Below are 21,432 nucleotides of genomic sequence, written 5' to 3' on the forward strand. Positions count from 1 at the left end.
TTTAATGAAAAGAGAATCAAACCAATTATCTATTTTAATTCCAGAAACAAATAGTAATTTTTTACCTTTTTTAATAAACTGTTTGTTTGAAGTAAAAGGGAGTAAATATTTTTATATTATTTATTCTAAGTTTAGAAGGATGTTAAATATTTAGATTATTTTAATTTAGTTAAGATAGTTTGATAAGCAGTTATAGAAAAGAACAGCATCCAATTTATTATTCCTATAAATTTAAATCCATCTTCTATAAAATATTCTAAACCGCTACTTTCAAATATTAAATCTATTAATACAGATAAACCTAGAAAACCAACGGCTAGTGCTAAAAAAACATAGACACTATCTAAAATAATTTTATAAAACTTAATTATATACCAAAGCAATAACATGGCATATATAGCAAATGTTATTGGTTGTACTATTTTAAAACTTTCAAATGAATAAAAGATATAGTCATGGAACATAAAAAAATCATCTATTAAAAGTATGCTAGTAAATAATCCTGAACTAAGAAAAAAAAGGCTTTTTTTTGTATCATTAACTTTAAATAAGATAATTCCAGAAAAATAACAAATAGATGCCGTGAAACACCATAATAGGATGCCTATATTAGATAAAAAACCAATGAATGGATGAGACTTAAAAATTAACGCAGGGTCTCCAGTAAGTTTCTCAAAAGGGATATTAAATTTTTTGTTTATATAAAAAACACCACATAATAAAAAGGCAACTAAAATATAAATGGCAACTATAAAATGCGGTATTTTATCTTTATTTAGTTTTTGTTTGATTTTAATTATTTCAGAAATAATAATATTCATTTTTTATTAGCTATTTTAAATTTATTTGTAATAAAATTTACACCAAAATAGTTTAAATATAGTACTAATATATTTTTTTTGGTTAAATAGCATTGATAAACGTCAAACAGAAAAAAAGAGTGATAAATTTAATAAAGAATATATGATTATAGACCTTAGAAGCGATACTGTAACCAAACCAACAAAATATATGTTGGAAGCCATGATGCAAGCTAAAGTTGGCGATGATGTGTTTAGAGAGGACGAAACAGTTAATGAGCTAGAAACACGAGTTGCAAAAATGTTTGGTAAAGATCAAGCTTTGTTTTTTCCTAGTGGTACTATGGCTAATCAAACAGCTTTAAAGCTTCATACAAATCCTGGAGATCAGGTTATTTGCGATAAATATGCTCATATTTATAATTATGAATCTGGTGGTGCATCATTTAATAGTGGGGTTTCTTGTAAGTTAATTGATGGTAGTAAAGGCATGTTTACAGCAAAACAAGTTGAAGAAGCTATAAATCCAGATACTTATTATTATAGCAAAACAAGTTTAGTAGAAATTGAAAACACTACGAATAAAGGAGGAGGAGCATGTTGGGGTTTTAATGAAATAAAAAAGATGAGAACCGTTTGCGATGAAAATAATTTAGGTTTTCATTTAGATGGCGCCCGTTTATGGAATGCTTTAGTTGAGAAGAAAGAAACTACAGAACAATACGGAGAAGTTTTTGACACCATTTCAGTCTGTTTAAGTAAAGGTTTAGGTTGTCCAATAGGCTCTATTTTGGTTGGCGATTCTAAAATTATGCAAAATGCCATTAGAATTCGAAAAATATTTGGTGGTAATATGCGACAAGTAGGCTATTTAGCTGCAGCTGGACTTTATGCTTTAGATAATAATATTGAAAGGTTAAAAATTGATCATCAAAAAGCAAAAGAGATAGGTGTGGAGTTGAGTAAACTCTCAATGATTAAAACAGTAGAACCTATTGAAACGAATATTGTAATTTTTGAATTGCATAATGATGTTAATGAAAACCATTTTTTTCAAAAATTAGCCGATAAAAATATTCATATTATAAGCATGGGTAGTGGTAAATTACGCATGGTAACACATTTAGATTATACAAATGAGATGCATGATAAATTATTAGAAAATCTTATAAACATGTAGTCTAATAAAATATTATTTAAACATATCCATCCCTGGAATATTCGGCATACCATCTTTAGCAGCGGCAGCTAGTTCAGCTTCATTTATTTGTGTTGCTTTTGCAATGGCTTTATTTAAAGTTAAAATAAGATAATCTTCTAGTTGTTCTTTATCTTCAAGTAATTCATCATCAATAGTAATAGATTTAATTGTTCTATTAGCTGTTAATGTTATTTTAAGCTTATTGTCATTACTAGCTTCATCAATTAAAACAGTATCTAACCTTTTTTTAGTGTCTTCAACTTTTTTTGGGCTTCTTTTAATTTACCCATCATGCCCATCATATCTCCAAACATAAATTCTAGTTTTTTGTGTTACGTGCAAATTTATTGTAATTTATATGAAAAATGAAAAACATCACCCTTGTTTTATTGTTAAGTTCTATTTTTGCTGTTTCCTGTAAAAAAGATATTAAAATGGATAGCGATACAAGTACTACTAAAATTCCTGTAGCTAAAAAAATAGCAAAGAAATTAGAGAAGCATAATGATATAAGAATTGATAACTATTATTGGTTAAATGATAAAGATAATCCTGAAGTTATTGAGTATTTAAATGCCGAAAACGAGTACACCAAAAAAGTGATGAAGCACACAGAGGCTTTTCAAAAGGATTTATTTGAAGAGATGAAAGGTAGAATCAAAGAAAATGATACTACTGTACCTTATAAATTAAATGGTTATTGGTACTTAACACGTTATGAAACAGGAAAAGATTACCCTATTTATATACGTAAAAAAGAAACATTAGAAGCTCCTGAAGAAATTCTATTTGATTGCAACGACATGGCTAAAGACCATGCTTATTTTAATTTAGGAGGCATTTCTATAAGTCCGGATAATAAATTAGCAGCATTTTCTACAGATGTTGTTAGTAGAAGGCAGTATATAATTCAAATTAAAGACTTAACTACAGGTGAAGTCTATAGCGATAAAATTTTAAACACCACAGGAAGTGCTACTTGGGCAAATGATAATAAAACATTGTTTTATACAATGAAAGACGAAGTAACACTACGATCACATAAAATATTTAAACATAAGCTACATACTGATACCAAAGAAGATATCGAAGTTTATTATGAAGCAGATGAGACATTTAATACTTTTGTTTATAAAACAAAATCTAAGAAATATATTGTTATTGGATCTTCTAGTACTTTGTCATCAGAGTATCAAATTATAAATGCTGATACTCCTAATGATGAATTTAAAATGTTTCAAAAAAGAACTAAAGACCTAGAATATAGTATAGCGCATTATAATGATAGTTTTTATATAATAGCTAATAATGATGATGCAACTAATTTTAAGTTGTTAAAAACGAATGAGCAAACAACCGAGAAAGAATATTGGAAAGAAGTGCTTCCTCATAGAAAAGACGTCTTATTAGAAGATATTGAAATTTTTAAAGATTATTTGGTTGTTAATGAACGTGAAAACGGACTGAATAATTTGCGAATTATAAGTTGGGATGGTAATGAAGACTATTATTTGCCTTTTAACTCTGAAACGTATACAGCTTATATTGGTAATAATCCTGATTTTAATAGTGATGTATTACGTTATGGATTTAACTCGTTAACTTCTCCAAGTTCAGTTATAGATTATAATTTCAAGACTAAAAAAAGTGAAATAAAAAAAGAACAAGAAGTACTGGGAGGTGAATTTAATAAAGAGAATTATGAATCTAAGCGTATTTGGGCAACAGCAAGAGATGGTGTAAAAGTTCCAATATCATTAGTTTATAAAAAAGGGATTAAGTTAGATGGTACAAATCCACTTTTACAATATGCATACGGTTCTTATGGATCAACAACAGATCCATCATTTTCAACGATACGTTTAAGCTTATTAGATAGAGGTTTTATATATGCCATTTCGCATATTAGAGGAGGTGAGTATTTAGGAAGAGATTGGTATGAAAACGGAAAATTATTAACAAAAATAAATACGTTTACCGATTTTATAGATTGTTCAAAATTCTTAATAGAACAAAATTACACATCCAATAAACATTTATATGCTTATGGAGGCTCTGCAGGAGGTTTGCTTATGGGGGCTATTATTAATATGAATCCCGAATTGTATCATGGTGTTTTAGCAGCGGTTCCATTTGTTGATGTGGTAACTACAATGCTTGATGATACCATTCCGCTTACAACAGGGGAGTATGACGAGTGGGGAAACCCTAATGAAGTAGTATATTATAACTACATGAAATCATATTCTCCATATGATAATGTAGAAGCTAAATCTTATCCAAATATGCTGGTAACAACAGGTTTGCATGATTCACAAGTGCAGTATTGGGAGCCCGCTAAGTGGGTTGCTAAGCTTCGTGAATTAAAAACTGATAAAAATAAATTATTGCTTCATATTGACATGGAATCTGGTCATGGTGGGGCTTCAGGACGTTTCGAAAGCCTTAAAGAAGTGGCCTTAGAATATGCTTTTTTATTAGATTTAGAAGGAATTCATGGGTAATAAAAAAAAAAGTTTTATTTTTGTCAGGTTTTAGGTTACAAATAATTTTAATAATATTACTGTAGCTTATAAAAAGCATTTTATGGAAGAAAATCCAAGAGTAGTCAATAGTGTGTTAGATCTTATAGGAAATACACCTCTTATAAAATTAAATAATATAACTAAAAACTTAAAAGGTAATTATTTTAGTAAAGTAGAAGCTTTTAACCCTGGACATTCGTGTAAGGATAGAATAGCCCTTTATATTATAGAACAAGCAGAAGAACAAGGTATTTTAAAACCTGGAGATACTATTATAGAAACTACCTCTGGTAATACTGGTTTTAGTTTAGCCATGATAAGTATTATTAAAGGATATGACTGTGTACTAGCTGTAAGTTCTAAATCTTCACCAGACAAGATAGACATGCTTAAAACAATGGGCGCCAAAGTTTATGTTTGTCCTGCTCATGTTAGTGCAGATGATCCCAGATCATACTATGAAGTTGCTAAAAGATTACATAGTGAAATGAAAGGTTCTATTTATATAAATCAATATTTTAATCAATTAAATGTTGATGCTTATTACAAATCTACTGGACCTGAAATTTGGAAACAAACTGAAGGTAAAATAACTCATTTAGTTGCATGTAGCGGTACAGGAGGAACTATATCTGGAACAGCAAAATATTTAAAAGAGCAAAACCCTAATATTAAAGTTATAGGAGTTGATGCTTATGGTTCGGTTCTTAAAAAATACCATGAAACCAGAGAGTTTGATAAAAAAGAAATTTATCCATACAGAATTGAAGGTTTAGGGAAGAATTTAATTCCTACAGCAACCAATTTTGATGTTATTGACGAGTTTATTAAAGTTACTGACGAAGAAAGTGCGCATACAGCTAGAGAACTAGCTAGAACAGAAGGACTTTTTGTTGGTTATACATCTGGTGCAGCAATGCAAGCTATAAAACAATTAAACGAGCAAGGAGAGTTTAATGAAGAAGATAATATTGTTGTTATTTTCCCAGATCATGGTTCTCGTTATATGAGCAAGGTTTATAGTGATAAATGGATGAATGAACAAGGCTTTTTTGATAGTAAAAATGAAGTTTCTGAAAGCATACAATATATAAAATAGTGTGTATAGATACTAGGTGTTCAAAGTGATAATATTTGAGATAACAATAAAATGTTATCTCTTTTTTTATTTTATCAATAATTGAATGCTAAAAATTATGTTCAAACAATATAAATATTTAATTTTGCATGAACTAACCAAGAATAAAAAGCTTTCATGAAACTTGCTTAAACATATAAAAATATGTTTTTGTTTTTTCTTAAAAATGCAATCACTCTTTGGTAGTTATGTCTTAAATTTTAATAGCAAGCAATAAGATTATAATACATGAAGGATTTATTTGAAAAGATTTATAAAGATAAAGGTCCATTAGGAAAATGGGCATCTCAAGCTGAAGGGTATTTTGTATTTCCAAAATTAGAAGGAGAGATTTCTAATAGGATGAAATTTCAAGGAAAAGATGTAATCACCTGGAGTATTAATGACTATTTAGGTTTAGCGAATCATCCAGAAGTGCGTAAAGTTGATGCTGAGGCAGCAGCACAGTATGGTTCTGCATATCCTATGGGAGCAAGAATGATGTCAGGTCATACAGATCTGCACGAAACACTTCAAAACGAATTAGCGGCTTTTGTTAACAAAGAAGCAGCGTATCTTTTGAATTTTGGTTACCAAGGTATGGTTTCAACAATTGATGCTTTGGTTGCAAAAGATGATATTATTGTATATGACGTTGATGCACATGCATGTATTATTGATGGTGTGCGTTTGCATATGGGTAAGCGTTTTACTTATAAACATAATGATGTTGTAAGTTTAGAGAAAAACTTAGAAAGAGCCACTAAAATGGCTGAACAAACTGGAGGAGGTATTTTAGTTATTTCTGAAGGTGTGTTTGGTATGCGTGGTGAACAAGGTCGTTTAAAAGAGATAGTTGAACTTAAGAAAAAGTTTAATTTCAGACTATTTGTTGATGATGCTCACGGTTTCGGTACACTTGGTGCTACTGGAGCAGGTACAGGAGAGGAGCAAGGTGTACAAGATGATATTGATGTGTATTTTGCGACGTTTGCAAAATCTATGGCAGGCACAGGAGCTTTTATTGCGGCAGATCAAGAAATTATTGATTACTTAAAATATAATTTACGTTCTCAAATGTTTGCAAAATCTTTGCAAATGCAATTGGTTGTTGGTGCTTTAAAGCGATTAGATATGCTTAGAACAATGCCAGAGCTTAAAAACAAACTTTGGGAAAATGTAAATGCATTACAATCTGGATTAAAAGAACGTGGTTTTGATATTGGAACAACACAAAGTTGTGTAACTCCAGTGTATTTAAAAGGAAGTATTCCTGAAGCTATGGCTTTAGTTAGAGATTTACGTGAGAATTACGGAATATTCTGTTCTATAGTCGTTTATCCTGTAATACCTAAAGGATTAATTTTACTAAGATTAATACCTACTGCAACACATACATTAGAAGATGTTTCTGAAACTTTAGCAGCTTTTGAGGCTATAAGAGATAGATTAGAAAACGGAACTTACAAACGTTTATCTGCAGCTGTAATGGCAGCTATGGGTGAGTAGTAATAGTTTTATATAAAAACTAAAAATCCGATTCTATGAATCGGATTTTTTTTATGTAATATCTTTTCTAAATGTTTTTCGCCTCTTGTAAACCTCAGGCTGAAAATGTTTCCATATTTGGTGAATGGCTATATTATCTTCTAATTCTGGAGTTCTAAAACAGGTTTCAATGCCTTTTTCTTTAAAGGTTTCATAGTATTCATTAAAAATAACAGCATGTACACCTTTGTTTTGATAATCTGGGTGAATACCAATTAGGTAGAAAATCACGTCTTTACTGTGTTTCTTTGCATGCATAATATGTCTGAAACCAAAAGGAAATAATTTGCCGTTTATCTTTTTTAATGCTTTAGAAAAAGCAGGCATAACAATAGCAAAGCCAATCATTTTGTCATCTTTATCGACTACGAACTTGATGTATTCTGGATTTACAAAACTTATGAATTTCTTTTTAAAATATTCTTTCTGAACATCGTTAATGGCTACAAAGGATGATAGAGATGCATAACTATCGTTAAATAAATCGAACATTTTATCAGCATAAGGCATAACCTCTTCTGTTTTTGTAAGTTTAAGTGCTTTAAGTTGATAGCGTCTTTTAATAAGTTCTTGTGCCTTATAAAAAAATTCTGGTTTTACATTTTTAAAAGGAAACTTGCTTTCTGAATATGATTTTTCAATTTTAAAACTAGCTGCTTCATAGTGTTTAACGTAGTACGGGTAATTGTACCAAGTAACCATAGGTGCTATACTTTCAAAGCCTTCGGTCATTACGCCAACTTTATCTAAATTAGAAAAACCTACAGGGCCTTCAATGAATTCTAAGTTTTTGTCCTTACCAATTTCAATCACTTTATTTAGTAAAGTTTTAGAAACCTCAAGGTCATCAATAAAGTCAAACCAACCAAAACGCATTTTTTTTAAATTCTGACCTTTAATTTCAAGCCAATTTGTAATAGCTGCAATGCGTCCTACTATTTCATTGTTTTTGTAAGCGAGGAATAATCTAACTTCAGCATCATTGAAAACGGGGTTTTCTTTTTTGTCGAAGGTTTTAATTTCCTGACTAATAATAGGAGGTACCCAATATTCTGAATCTTTATATAGTTTGAAAGGGAATTTAACAAATGCCTTTAAATCTTTTTTTGAATGGACTTCTTTTAGTGTAATCATATTGAATTTATGAACTTTGACTATTAATTGCTGCCAAAATCGGTGTCATCTCGTTTTTGTTTTTTTATAGGATTATCTGTATCGTTTTTCTTCTTTTTCTTCTTCTTGCCATTATTACGATTCAATCTTCTTTCTCTTTCATCTTGAGCAGATGTACCATTATCAATTTCTTTGTCTTTATGAAAGTCTAACCTGTAAGACATTCCGAAATTTACGCCAAAAACAGAAGGCGTGTCTTTTGTGTTAAATGTTAAAGCTGTGTCTAGTTGGAAATCTTTACCCCATAAATAGGCGCCTCCAAATCTAAAAAGATTATCAGCATAAAAATCACTTTTGATACCTTGTGTTTCACCAAAAATAACCCATTTAGGATTGAATGAATGGGTTAATGTTAAAATGTATTGAAAATCGGATTGGTCAGTACCTATTCTATCTTTGATTAAGTTCATAACAAATACCCATCCACCAGCAAAATTATTTTGTGTTGCAATCATGATTTTTGGGCTAAAACCTTCTATTCCTGAAGCAGTATAAGGATTGTCTTTTGTGTCAAAATTAGCGCCAGCATAAACTGATATTGCGGGGATTAGTTCACTCCATTTAAAACTATGGTTTGCTTTCCAACTGTATAAATTTGGCTTATCGTTTTCTGAGTTTTTATAAGGGTCATATACTAAATATTTGGCTCCAATACTTAAAAATTTAAAATTTGCACGTTTATCTTCGGCAGATAAATTTGAACTATAAGTTTTTTTATCATTTTGAAAAGTACCTTCTATATTTAACTCTAATTCTTCCCAGATTAATCCGTATCGAGCCGCAAAATCTACACCTAAGCCAGAAACCTCATACGGGATTGCTGGTGTTCTTTTTTCTTTTATCATGTATGGGCCAACTTCAAGTTGAGCAACATTGGTGCCAACAGAAAAGGCGCTTCGAGATACGCCAGGTCTATTAGAGTTTATAACATCTGTATATTGACTAAAACCTTGAGTTGTAATTAAACTTAGCAGAACAAATAAGGTCGATTTTACTGGGGTCATATTTAAAAATTTAGATTTATTTATTAATAAATTGATTTCGTGTTTTTATTAATAGGATTTTTAAAGGGTTCTCAAATATAGATATTTTATACTTTTTTTATCATTTTTCAATGTTTTTTAAACGTATAGAATTGTATTTTTGTTTAAAATTTAATAAAAAGTTTTAATTATGGGTTTAATAAGAACCATACTTATAATTGTAGTAGTCTATTATGTTATAAAAGTGCTTTCAAGAATTTTTGCGCCTTTTATGTTAAAGTATGCAGCAAAAAAAGCAGAGGAGCGTTTTGGAGGTCAATTTGGACAATATAAAAATCAACGCCAGCAAGAAACTTCAAAAAAAGAAGGTGACATAACCATAGATAAAATGCCTAACATCAAAACTTCAAATAAAGATGTTGGTGATTATGTGGATTACGAAGAAGTTGAATAGAGGTGTTTTTATTTGGATTGAATCGTAAAAACTGATTATTTCAATATATTATTTCAATTTATATAATTCTTAAAAAAATATTCATATTTTCACGTTCGTTGTTTTTAAAACATTTTCATGCAATTTTCAATTAAAAGAATACTTCCTCACATCCTAATTCTTATAGGTTTTGTTGTTTTATCATTAGCTTATTTTAATCCTGTTTTACAAGGAAAACAATTATTTCAAAGCGATATCATGCAATATATTGGCATGAGTAAACAGCAAATAGATTTTAAAGCACAAACAGGTGAAGAAACATATTGGACTAATGGGGCTTTTGCTGGTATGCCAACTTATCAATTAGGTGCAAAATACCCTCACAATTATATAAAGAAACTGGATTTAGCATTACGCTTTTTACCAAGACCAGCGGATTATTTGTTTTTATATCTGCTCGGATTTTATATTCTTTTGCTGGTTTTAAAAGTAGATTTTAAACTCGCAGCTTTAGGCGCAATTGCATTTGGGTTTTCAACATATCTCATTATTATTTTAGGTGTTGGTCATAATAGTAAAGCGCATGCTATTGCATATATGCCATTGGTTTTAAGTGGTATATTGCTGACTTTTCAAAAGCAATATATAAAAGGGTTCTTGCTTACAGTAGTTGGTATGGGGTTAGAGTTGGTGGCAAATCATTTTCAAATGACCTATTATCTCATGCTATTGGTATTGGTTTTAGGAATCGTTTATTTGATTGATGCTTACAAAAAGAAAGTCTTACCTCATTATTTTAAGTCAATTGGTGTTTTGGTTGTTGCAGTCATACTTTCAATAGCTTTAAATGCGACTAATATTTTGGCGACTCAAGAATATGTAAAAGAAAGTACGCGTGGTAAAAGTGAGCTTACTATTAATGTAGATGGTTCGCTTAAAGAAGTGACTTCTGGTTTAGATAAAGATTACATTACTCAGTTTAGTTATGGAATTTGGGAAACTTTCAACTTGTTTATACCTCGTTTTATGGGCGGTGGTAATGGCGAAGATGTTGGTAAAGACTCTGCAACCTATGATGCTTTTAGAAAACTAGGAGCAACCACTACACAAGCTGCAGAACAAGCTAAACATGCACCCATGTATTGGGGAGATCAGCCTATTGTAGAAGCGCCTGCTTATGTTGGTGCGGTTATTTTATTCTTATTTATATTAGCCTTGTTTTTGGTTAAAGGGCGTTTAAAATGGTGGCTTGTTGGTGGGACAATCATGTCGTTATTGTTATCTTATGGAAAGAATTTAGGGTTTTTAACCGATTTCTTTATTGATTACGTGCCACTTTATAACAAATTTAGAGCGGTGAGTTCTATTCAGGTTATTCTGGAATTGTGTATTCCTGCTTTAGCTATATTCGGACTTGTAAGATTGTTTAATGATTTTGAAAAGAAAGAAGAAAAATTTAAAGCTTTAAAATACACCACAGCTATTACGGCAGGGCTTGCGATTGTTTTTTTGCTATTTAAGTCTTCACTATTTGATTTTGCAGGTATTAACGATGACTATTATCGTCAAAGCTACGGACAACCATTTGTTGATGCTTTAATTAAAGATAGAAAAGCACTCTATGCAAGTGATACCATAAGAACATTAGTTTTGGTATTGCTCTCGGCGGGTGTTATTTTTATGTTTTTGAGAGAGAAACTAAAAGAGCATTGGGTTATTGTTGCTTTTACGGTTCTTTTATTGTTTGATTTAATTGGTGTTGATAGGCGTTATGTAAATAATGATGATTTTATATCGGCTATTCAAGTAAATAAACCATTTCAAGCTAATGAAGCAGATAAAGAGATTTTAAAAGATACAAGCTATTACAGGGTTTACGATTTGGTTTCAGGACGTTCAAAACCATCGTATTTTCATAATTCACTAAATGGGTATAATGCGGCCGAATTAAAGCGTTATCGGGAAGTTTTTGATTGGTATATTTCAAGAAACAATATCAATGTGCTAAATATGTTTAATACTAAATATATTATTGCTCAAGATAAGGATGGTTCTGTGTTTACCTATAATAATGATTCTAATAATGGTGCAGCTTGGTTTATTAAAGAGTTAAAAGAAGTTAAATCTGCAAACGAGGAAATTAAACAGTTAGATAGTTTAGATAATAAAAACATTGCGGTTTACGTAAAACCAGAGATTGGTTTAGTTGAGTCGCTTTCTAATACATATACTTTAGATTCTTTAGAGTCTATTAAAATAGTAAAACATCAACCTAATTATTTAAAGTATGAATCGAATAATTCAAATGATGGATTTGCAGTCTTTTCCGAAGTGTATTACGGGAATGGTTGGAAAACCTTTATAGATGGTAATGAAACTTCGCATATACGTGTAAATTATACGTTAAGAGGCATGTTGATTCCAAAAGGAAAGCATACTATCGAGTTTAAGTTTGACCCTAATGTTGTTAAAACAGGAAGTGCTATTGCGTTGGCAAGCTCATTAATTTTTGGATTGTTGTTCTTAGGCGGATTGTTTTATGAGTTTAAAAATAGTGGGAGAAAATCTCGTGATTGAAACTTGAATTAAAAAGATTTCCTCCTTCGAGGGAATATAAGATGGATAAAAAAAAAGTACTCATTATTACTTATTATTGGCCACCAGCAGGAGGTCCAGGAGTACAGCGTTGGCTGAAATTTGTAAAATATTTGCCAGAATTTAATATTCAGCCTATTGTTTATACTCCAGAAAATCCTAACTACCCTATTATTGACGAGAGTTTAATAGATGAAGTTTCAAATGAGGTTGTTGTTTTAAAACAACCTATTAAAGAGCCTTATAGACTAGCAGGAGTGTTTTCAAAAAAATCATCAAAAACCATTAGTAAGGGTATTATTCCAGAACAAAAGAAGCAAAGTGTTGTTGAAAAAATAATGCTTTACATTCGCGGTAATTATTTTATACCAGATGCTCGTAAAAGCTGGGTAAAACCTTCGGTTGATTTTCTTTCAGAATATATTTCAAAGGAAAACATAGAAACCATTATTACTACAGGTCCGCCACATAGTATACATCTTATAGGTATACAATTAAAAGAAAAACAAGGAGTGAAGTGGATAGCAGATTTTAGAGATCCTTGGACAACCATAGGTTATCACAAACAATTAAAGCTTACTGAGGTTTCAAAACTAAAACATAAAGCATTAGAATCACAGGTTTTAAATTCTGCAAATCAAATAGTAGTTACGAGTTTTGTAACAAAAACTGAATTTCAGCAAATAACAAAAAAACCGATAGCAGTTATTACAAATGGATATGATACTGAAAAAGTAGGGAGCGTAGAGCTTGATTCTAAATTTTCGATATCTCATATTGGGTCACTTTTATCAAAAAGAAACCCTGAAATGTTATGGAAAGTTTTATCGGAATTGATTAAAGAGTATAAAGATTTTGCACAGGATTTTCAGCTTACTTTTGTAGGGGCAGTTAGTGAAAATGTACTAAACTCAATTGAAAAATACGGTTTAAGTGATTATGTAAATAATATAGGTTATGTTTCACATTTAGAATCTATTAAATTTCAAAAAAAATCACAATTATTATTGTTGATAGAAATAGATTCTGAAGATACGAAGTGCATTATTCCTGGAAAGTTGTTTGAGTATATTGTATCTAATAGACCTATTTTAGCTATGGGACCTAAAAACTCTGATGTTGAAAAAATTATTAAAGAAACCAATACAGGGAACTACTTTAATTATGATGATTATGACTCATTAAAAAAAATTATCTTAGAGCATTATAAAGCGTTTCAAAATAAGACTTTGCAAACCCATCCCATAGGATTGCAAAAATATCATAGAAAAGCATTAACAGAATCTTTATCTAAGTTAATATAATGGGTGTTGTAGCTTCACAATCTTTTAAAAACATAATATCTACTTATTTAGGTTTTGGTATTGGAGCCATTAATACCTTGTTTTTATATATTAATTTTCTTGGAGACGATTATTACGGTATGGTTGGCTTTATGCTTTCTTTGGCATATGTTATGATGCCTTTAATGGCATTTGGTGTCAATAACACCTTAGTAAAATTTTATTCTTCATTTAAAACACGTGTATCGTTAAATAGTTTTTTAACACTCATGTTGTTTTTGCCCATGTTTATTATAATTCCTCTAAGTTTTATAGGATATGTTTGTCATCAAAACATTGGGGATTATTTGTCTACAGAAAATACTATTATTAAAGGTTATTTATGGCATACCATTGTTATTGCAATTGCTTTGGCTTATTTTGAAGTGTTTTTTGCATGGGCAAAAGTGCAGATGCAAACGGTATTTGGGAATTTCATGAAAGAAGTGTTTCATAGGGTAGGAACCATGTTTTTATTATTTATGCTGCATTTTAAGGTTTTAAATGTCGAGCAATTCATGATTGGTTTAGTAGGTGTCTATATATTGAGAATGCTAGTTATGAAAATTTACGCATACAGTATTAAATTCCCTGTTATTACGTTTAAAAAGATTAATAATTTAAGTAGTATTTTAAAATATTCCTTTTTAATAATCATTGCAGGTTCTGTTGCAACGATTTTTTTAGATGTAGATAAAGTGATGTTAGGAAAGTATATTCCAATAAACAATATTGCATATTACAATGTTGCTGTTTTTATTTCGGCTGTTATAGCAGTTCCTCAGCGCTCTATGCATCAAATATTAATGCCGTTAACGGCTAAATACTTAAACGAAAAAGATTTTGAAGCTTTAGATGATCTATATAAAAGGAGTTCGCTAAATCTGTTCATTGTTGGCGGTTTTATTTTTTTATTGATTATTTTAAATATAAATCAATTATATCTTTTTATTTCTGAAGATTATAGCGTTGGCTTATTTGTGGTATTATTAATTAGTCTTGCTAAGCTCTATGATTCACTACTAGGGAGTAATATTGCCATTTTATTTTATAGTGATTATTATAGAGTCGTATTGCTTTTAGGTGTTGTTTTAGTAGTATTAATGATAAGCTTAAATGTGGTTTTTATTCCATTATATGGTATCAATGGAGCAGCTATAGCAACATTCATTGCTATTTTTACTTATAATTCTATTAAGCTTTTTTTTGTTTATAAATTCTTTAAAATCCTCCCTTTTTCATTAAATACTTTAAAAATAGGGGTGTTAATATTTGTAAGTGCTGTGTTGTTTTATTTTTGGGAGTTTCCATTTCATCCTATTATTAATATTGGTTTAAAAACATTGTTAATTACTGTTGTTTATACATTTGTAATAATAAGGTTCAATTTTTCTGATGATATTTCAGCACTTATAAAAAAAGTATTAAAGCTTAAATAATTTTGTAAAAACAGAAAACCCTACGGTGTTGCTTTGAGGCAAACTTACCGAAGGGCTTTCTTAACTAACCAACCAAAATTGTTATGATCTTCTACGAGTTGTTGTCGATCTTGTATTGTTTCTAGAATTATTTCTACTCTGTGTTACTTTTGGTCTACTTTGTGTAGATTTTGTTAAAGTACGTTGCGCCGTTGTTCTAGGTTTGCTTTGTGCTGTTCTAGTAGCTACACGTTGTGTATTTCTAGTGTTATTATTACTTCTATTATATGTACGAGTATTTGAACTTTTTGGTTTTTGTGTAACCGTATTATTTTTATTTCGAGTAACCGTTCTTGTACTGCTGCTATTGGTATTAGGTCTTGTATTTCGAGTAACGGTCTCTTTCGTTCTTTTATTATTATACACTTGAGAATTGCTTCTAGAAGGTGTTCTTGTACTTGTTGTATTTAATCTTCTAGTGTTATTACCATTATTGATTCTAGTATTATTATTTGCTGTAGCATTGTTATAACGTCTTGTAGTTTCTTTATTGCCACTTGTGTTTATTCTATTGTTTCTACTAGCATTGTTATCATAACGTCTGGTGCTTTTGTTTTGTACAATGGTACGTTTAGAATTAGCGTTTCTGTTTATTTTAGTTACATTTCTAGAGCTTCTGTTTACGGTAGCGTAATTTCTGTTTCTATACACATTGTTTCCGCGTCTTGTAGCAATTGCAGTTCTAGGTCTGTAGTTGTTGTAAAATGGTCTGTTATAAGTGTAGCGAACAGGGTTGTAATATTGTCTGTATGGTCTGTTATAAACCACACAGTAATCATAGGCAGGAATACTGTAAAATCTATGCCAAGGTCTGTAAATATAACCTCTGTTAAAAACATTGATGTAACCAGAACAGTGTGAAAAAGCATTATATCTATTGTAATGTACGTACAATCCACCAACACGATTTATGTAACCATAGTTGTTATAGTTAATATTTACGTTACCTACTTGATTTACACGTCCGTAATAATCATAATAGATAGGTGTGTTTTCTATTTGAATAATTGCCCCAAACTCATCATATTGTACATAGGCATTATAATCGTATCCAGAATTAAAACTAATATTTACATTAGGAGAACCTATTGCTACATTTAAGCGCGTATTGCCTCTTAAAATATTAAAATCGAATTGACCATCTCTAAATACTGAAAACTCAATACCATCTTCTACAAAAATGAAAGAGTTACCATAACCTCTATTGTAAATAGTTGAAGTGTTTTCTGAGGTGTTAGTTGCTGCTGTAACAGTAAATCCTGTAAAAAATATAGCTGTTATTATAAATAGTATCTTTTTCATAATTGAAAGTTTTAATTGTTCTACGGTTTTGTAATTACAAACAGTGTGCCAAAAAAATATTGTAACACTTAAGTATTTGAAAATCAATAAAAAATGGTTTTAGTTTTTTTAGACTAGATTAGGTTGTATTTATTTTGAATGAAAAAAAACTGATTTTGTTTAATATTAAATGTTAAGTCTTAAAAAAAATTCATAATAAGTTGTTTTAAACGAACTATAAAATTAGCCCTCAAAACTTATAAATTTTGAGGGCTAATTTTTTAACTAATAAATAACTAATTCAAAAAAATATTATTTGTTTTTCTTTTGCTTTTTCACTTTTCCATTTTGTTTAAAATAATAGCTGTCTTTATTGTCATGCTCATAATAATTATTGTTATCCCAATTGTTGTTTTGGTGTGTATTATTATTAGAGTAGCCAGTATTACAACTTGTGTTAAAAGGGTTTACTTGTCCGCGTATGTTTATAATTTCTCCCCATCGGTTGTAGTTTACATGCAAACCACCAACTTGGGTTAATGTATTGTTCCGACCACGGTTATAATTCATAAAAACGTTGCCTGCTCGTGTGATTTTACCATAGCGGTCGTAATTTAAAAATACGTTACCAATGCGTCTTACTTTACCATTTCTATCTCGTATTATGTTTACACCTCTGTTGTAATTAGAAGTATATTGAATACTCGTGTTACGGCTGCTATAGGTTCTGTTTACAGAGCTTCTCTTAGAATCCGATTTATAATAAATATTATTTTGATTGTTGTTAATATTTGTATTAAAATCGAAACTACCATCAGGGAATATTAAAAATTCTACACCACGTTCCACAAAGGTTATAGGCTCTGCATTCCTATAATGTTTTGTTTTATTTAAATTATTTGTGATGTTATTGATAGTTAGTGTTTTTGCTGATGCAGTTGTTAATCCTACTAACAAACCTGCAAATAAAAGTACTGTTCTCTTCATAATTATAGGATTTATAATTTTGCCTACTCTTTTAGCTTTTCGGCTTACGCTTTATTTTTATTGCTTTTTCAATTTGCGTGCCAAAAATTTAAATAATTGATTGTAAGCATGATAAGAATGTGTTGAATTACTTCATCTTTAAGATTTTTATGAAAACTAAATAATTTTATGGCAAAATCCATTGAAACTTGTGAGAATTGCGAGCAGCGATTTAAAATGGGATTACCCTTTTGTTCGCATTGCAGACCAAAAGTAAATGATGAGTGAACACTCGGGGTTTTGTTTTATTCCTCTATTAATAAAACCTGGTTACTTAACAGCAAAATTTATTGAAGGGAAACGTTTGTTGTATTTACATCCAGCTAAAATGTATTTATTCATTGTAGTAGTGTTTTTCTTTTTCTTTTATTCAACGCGATCAATTTCAAAGTATAAATAGTCAACTTGCAAAAACATACCTCAAGAAAAAGTTTTAGATACCATAAGTAATTTGCGTCATAGAGACTCTTTACAAGCTGGCAGTGTGTTTAGAGTCTAAAAAGAAGGTTTAGTTGATTAGAGCGTCTTTAAACAAAAACAAGTTAGCAACCGATTTATTTCAGGCAAAAAATGATTCTTTAGTTAATGCTGAGAATTATAATAAAAGTGATATAGTAAGTTTTGATTTTAATGAAAAGAAAATAGATTCATTAATTGCTTTAGGTGTAACAGATTATGAACTATATAAAGTGATGGGAATGAGTGAAGATTCTAATTGGCTTACCAAACATTTATATGCCCAGGTATTAAAGTTTTATAAATGAAGACAGGTTTATATTATATCTATTAAATATGCAAAATTAACTTTATGTATATTAACTCATAAAAGCTTAATCCGATATTTAAATTCAGTACATGGTTTATTTCATGCTGAAACAACTTGAAATATATTGGTTTTTTAATTTTATCGTCAAGAAAAACGGTTAAATCATATTTAACTTTAATATATAAATATGCTAAATTATTTATTAAAGTTTCTCTTTTAAATATTTACCAATTTCGGAAGTTTTAATTTTAATAATTTCTTCGGGAGTTCCTTTGGCAACCAAATCCCCACCTGTTTCACCACCTTTAGGACCTAAATCGATGATGTAATCGGCACATTTAATAAGTTCTATATTATGTTCTACAACTATAATAGAATGACCGTTTTCAATCAAAGCATTAAACGATTTTAATAATTTTTGAATATCATGAAAATGCAAACCAGTTGTAGGTTCGTCAAAAATGAAAAGGGCTTTCGCTTTGTTATTTCCTTTACCTAAAAATGAAGCTAGTTTAATACGTTGTGCTTCACCACCAGAAAGGGTAGAAGAGCTTTGTCCTAAAGTTACATAGCCTAAACCAACATCTTGTAATGGTTGTAGTTTGTTTTTAATTTTAGTTTGCTCTGTTGTTTCAAAAAAAGTAATGGCATCGTCAATAGTTAAATTTAAAATATCATCAATATTTTTGTTAGCAAACATAACCTCAAGGACTTCTTTTTTAAATCGTTTCCCTTTACAGGTTTCACATTCTAAATGCACATCTGCCATGAATTGCATTTCAATAGTTACTTCACCTTCACCTTTGCAAGTTTCACAACGTCCGCCATCTACGTTAAAAGAAAAATGTTTGGCTTGGTAATTTCTAATGGTGCTTAACTTTTGTTTTGAAAATAAAGCACGAATATCATCATAAGCTTTAATGTAAGTAACGGGGTTAGACCGTGATGACCGTCCAATAGGGTTTTGGTCAACAAATTCAATTTGTTGTATGTTACTGTAATTTCCTTCTATAGAAGTAAATTGTCCTGGTTTATCTCCAAAATCGGTTAGTTTTTTCTGTAAAGCAGGAAAAAGAATTTTTTTAACCAACGTACTTTTTCCGCTACCAGAAACCCCAGTAATTACGGTGAGCATTCCTAAAGGAAAGCGTACATCAATATTTTTTAAATTGTTTTCACGAGCACCTTTTATATCAACGTAATATTTGGATTCACGGCGTTTTTTAGGAACTTCAATTTTTAAAGTTTCATTTAAGTACTGAGCTGTTAACGAATTTGAAGCAAGTATATTAGCGTAAGTGCCTTTAGCAACCACATGACCACCAAGAGTACCTGCTTCTGGACCAATATCAATAATATTATCGGCTGCTTTCATAATATCTTCGTCATGTTCAACAACAATTACCGTATTTCCTAAATCACGTAATTGTTTTAAAACAAGTATAAGACGTTCGGTATCTTTTGGGTGAAGTCCAATACTAGGTTCATCTAAAACATACATAGATCCAACAAGGCTACTGCCTAGAGAGGTTGCTAAGTTAATACGTTGACTTTCGCCACCAGATAAGGTATTTGATCTTCTATTAAGTGTTAAATAATCGAGTCCAACATTAGCAAGAAAAGATAGTCGGTTATTTATTTCTTTTAATAATCTGTTGGCTATTTGTGTGTCGTAATCGTTTAGTTTTAATTGCTTGAAGAAACTTGTAAGTTTGTTTAAAGGCATTTCAACCAAATCTGTTATTGAATGCCCTGCTATTTTAACATAATTAGCTTCTTCGCGTAAACGTTTGCCGTTACAAGTTTTACATTTTGTTTTTCCGCGGTAGCGCGACAGCATCACACGATTTTGGATTTTATAAGCTTTAGATTCTAATGCGGTAAAAAAGGAATTTAGACCTTCAAAATATTGATTTCCATTCCAGATAAGTTGTTTTTGCTCATCAGTTAATTCAAAGTAAGGCTTATGAATTGGGAAATCAAATTTATGAGAATTGTTAACCAATTGATCTTTATACCAACTCATACTTTCACCGCGCCAAGGAAAAATGGCGTTTTCATAAACAGAAAGGCCTGTGTTTGGAATTACTAAATCGTCATCAATGCCAACTATATCACCATAACCTTCACATTTAGGACAAGCCCCATATGGATTGTTAAAACTAAACAAATGTACATTGGGTTCTAAAAACGTCATGCCATCTAGTTCAAATTTGTTACTAAAATACCGTTGTTTGTTGTCTGAAAGTGTTTTTATAAAGCATTCACCTTTCCCTTCAAAAAAAGCGGTTTGTATAGCGTCAGCTAAACGATTAAAAAAATCGTCTTCATTTTTAATAATAATTCTATCTACAACTAAAAGGATGGTATCTTTTTTGTTTATAGTGTTAACTTCATCAATTCTAACAATGTTATTATTTATTTTAATTCTTGCGTAACCTTGTTGGTTTAAAGCTTTTAATTTGTCTTCTATTTCACGTCCTTCTTCTAAATGAATAGGAGCGAGGAGGAGTAATTTTTCTCTTTCAGGGAATGTTTTTAAATAATCTAAAACATCGGTAACGGTGTCTTTTTTTATTTCGTTACCTGAAACTGGAGAATAAGTTTTTCCTATCCTAGCAAATAATAATTTTAAATAATCGTAAATTTCGGTAGTGGTGCCAACAGTAGAACGCGGATTGGTAGAATTAACTTTTTGCTCAATAGCAATAGCTGGAGCTATACCTTTTATATAATCTACTTTGGGTTTATTGAGGCGTCCTAAAAATTGACGCGCATAACTAGATAAACTTTCAACATAGCGTCTTTGTCCTTCGGCATACAATGTGTCAAAGGCTAGGCTAGACTTTCCAGATCCAGAAAGTCCTGTAATTACTACTAGTTTATTTCTTGGAATAACAACATCAATATTTTTTAAATTGTGCAGTTTTGCCCCTTTAATGATAATATTTTCTTTTGGATTAACTTCTGAAATACTAGTGTTCATAGACTTTTAAAAGGAATAATTAAGCAAAGATACTATAAGTAAATCAGCTTAAAAAATGTGATTTAATACAAAATATTGTTAAAAAAATTAAAGAAATTTTGTTTTTTAGGAATGATTGTTGTTATATTTGACTTGTTAATCAAATTAAAACACATTGCCTATAGTATAATATTACTTTTAAACACGTAACCCCAAAGC

16 protein-coding genes and 1 pseudogene are annotated in these 21,432 nt (G+C 30.3%); 10 read left to right on the plus strand and 7 right to left on the minus strand.

Annotated features, from left to right (window positions below):
- Window positions 1–155: 155 nt before the first annotated feature.
- Window positions 156–821 (minus strand): hypothetical protein, encoded by a 666-nt coding sequence (locus tag RHP49_14995; GenBank protein ID WNH12189.1) that lies wholly within the window; start codon window positions 819–821, stop codon window positions 156–158.
- A 142-nt stretch (window positions 822–963) separates the two neighbouring features.
- Between RHP49_14995 and RHP49_15000 the strand changes: the two genes are divergently transcribed.
- Window positions 964–1,980: a GntG family PLP-dependent aldolase gene (locus tag RHP49_15000; protein WNH12190.1), complete on the plus strand. Its 1,017-nt coding sequence runs from the start codon at window positions 964–966 to the stop codon at window positions 1,978–1,980.
- 12 nt (window positions 1,981–1,992) lie between these two features.
- Here the strand turns inward: RHP49_15000 and RHP49_15005 are convergent.
- A pseudogene (locus RHP49_15005) lies at window positions 1,993–2,315 on the minus strand (YbaB/EbfC family nucleoid-associated protein).
- A gap of 51 nt (window positions 2,316–2,366) precedes the next feature.
- Between RHP49_15005 and RHP49_15010 the strand changes: the two are divergent.
- The 3 genes from RHP49_15010 to RHP49_15020 all read left to right on the plus strand — a co-directional run bounded on the left by RHP49_15010 (window position 2,367) and on the right by RHP49_15020 (window position 7,152).
- The gene (locus RHP49_15010) at window positions 2,367–4,505 is read left to right on the plus strand and encodes a S9 family peptidase (protein WNH12191.1); all 2,139 of its coding nucleotides are present in this window, start codon (window positions 2,367–2,369) and stop codon (window positions 4,503–4,505) included.
- An 82-nt stretch (window positions 4,506–4,587) separates the two neighbouring features.
- Window positions 4,588–5,625, plus strand: a complete 1,038-nt coding sequence (locus RHP49_15015) for a cysteine synthase family protein (GenBank protein WNH12192.1) — start codon at window positions 4,588–4,590, stop codon at window positions 5,623–5,625.
- A gap of 267 nt (window positions 5,626–5,892) precedes the next feature.
- Complete coding sequence (locus RHP49_15020) at window positions 5,893–7,152, plus strand: aminotransferase class I/II-fold pyridoxal phosphate-dependent enzyme (protein WNH12193.1); 1,260 nt, start codon at window positions 5,893–5,895, stop codon at window positions 7,150–7,152.
- A 51-nt stretch (window positions 7,153–7,203) separates the two neighbouring features.
- Here RHP49_15020 and RHP49_15025 read toward each other — a convergent pair whose 3' ends face one another.
- Both RHP49_15025 and RHP49_15030 read right to left on the minus strand, forming a co-directional pair.
- Window positions 7,204–8,325 (minus strand): GNAT family N-acetyltransferase, encoded by a 1,122-nt coding sequence (locus tag RHP49_15025; GenBank protein ID WNH12194.1) that lies wholly within the window; start codon window positions 8,323–8,325, stop codon window positions 7,204–7,206.
- Window positions 8,326–8,348: 23 nt separating this feature from the next.
- Complete coding sequence (locus tag RHP49_15030; GenBank protein WNH12195.1) at window positions 8,349–9,368, minus strand: transporter; 1,020 nt, start codon at window positions 9,366–9,368, stop codon at window positions 8,349–8,351.
- A 169-nt stretch (window positions 9,369–9,537) separates the two neighbouring features.
- Here RHP49_15030 and RHP49_15035 point away from each other — a divergent pair, with 169 nt between their 5' ends.
- From RHP49_15035 to RHP49_15050, 4 genes are all read left to right on the plus strand, one after another.
- Complete coding sequence (locus RHP49_15035; protein WNH12196.1) at window positions 9,538–9,801, plus strand: DUF4834 family protein; 264 nt, start codon at window positions 9,538–9,540, stop codon at window positions 9,799–9,801.
- 117 nt (window positions 9,802–9,918) lie between these two features.
- Window positions 9,919–12,357: a YfhO family protein gene (locus RHP49_15040; protein ID WNH12197.1), complete on the plus strand. Its 2,439-nt coding sequence runs from the start codon at window positions 9,919–9,921 to the stop codon at window positions 12,355–12,357.
- A 41-nt stretch (window positions 12,358–12,398) separates the two neighbouring features.
- A complete protein-coding gene (locus RHP49_15045) occupies window positions 12,399–13,679 on the plus strand; it encodes a glycosyl transferase family 1 (GenBank protein WNH12198.1) in 1,281 nt (426 codons plus the stop codon).
- Complete coding sequence (locus tag RHP49_15050) at window positions 13,679–15,136, plus strand: polysaccharide biosynthesis C-terminal domain-containing protein (GenBank protein WNH12199.1); 1,458 nt, start codon at window positions 13,679–13,681, stop codon at window positions 15,134–15,136. Before RHP49_15045 ends, RHP49_15050 begins: the two co-directional genes overlap by 1 nt.
- A gap of 81 nt (window positions 15,137–15,217) precedes the next feature.
- Here the strand turns inward: RHP49_15050 and RHP49_15055 are convergent, their stop codons facing one another.
- Both RHP49_15055 and RHP49_15060 read right to left on the minus strand, forming a co-directional pair.
- Window positions 15,218–16,477: a hypothetical protein gene (locus RHP49_15055; protein WNH12200.1), complete on the minus strand. Its 1,260-nt coding sequence runs from the start codon at window positions 16,475–16,477 to the stop codon at window positions 15,218–15,220.
- A gap of 291 nt (window positions 16,478–16,768) precedes the next feature.
- The gene (locus RHP49_15060) at window positions 16,769–17,443 is read right to left on the minus strand and encodes a hypothetical protein (protein WNH12201.1); all 675 of its coding nucleotides are present in this window, start codon (window positions 17,441–17,443) and stop codon (window positions 16,769–16,771) included.
- Between the two features lie 259 nt (window positions 17,444–17,702).
- Here RHP49_15060 and RHP49_15065 point away from each other — a divergent pair, with 259 nt between their 5' ends.
- A complete protein-coding gene (locus RHP49_15065; GenBank protein WNH14436.1) occupies window positions 17,703–17,882 on the plus strand; it encodes a DUF3667 domain-containing protein in 180 nt (59 codons plus the stop codon).
- A gap of 112 nt (window positions 17,883–17,994) precedes the next feature.
- Complete coding sequence (locus RHP49_15070; GenBank protein ID WNH12202.1) at window positions 17,995–18,246, plus strand: hypothetical protein; 252 nt, start codon at window positions 17,995–17,997, stop codon at window positions 18,244–18,246.
- Between the two features lie 204 nt (window positions 18,247–18,450).
- On the opposite strand, the gene uvrA is transcribed toward RHP49_15070, so the two are convergent.
- Entirely contained in the window at window positions 18,451–21,234 is a 2,784-nt protein-coding gene (uvrA, locus tag RHP49_15075) for an excinuclease ABC subunit UvrA (GenBank protein ID WNH12203.1), read from the minus strand.
- Window positions 21,235–21,432: the final 198 nt, after the last annotated feature.

This window comes from Flavobacteriaceae bacterium HL-DH10, assembly GCA_031826515.1.
GTDB lineage: Bacteria > Bacteroidota > Bacteroidia > Flavobacteriales > Flavobacteriaceae > Thalassobellus > Thalassobellus suaedae.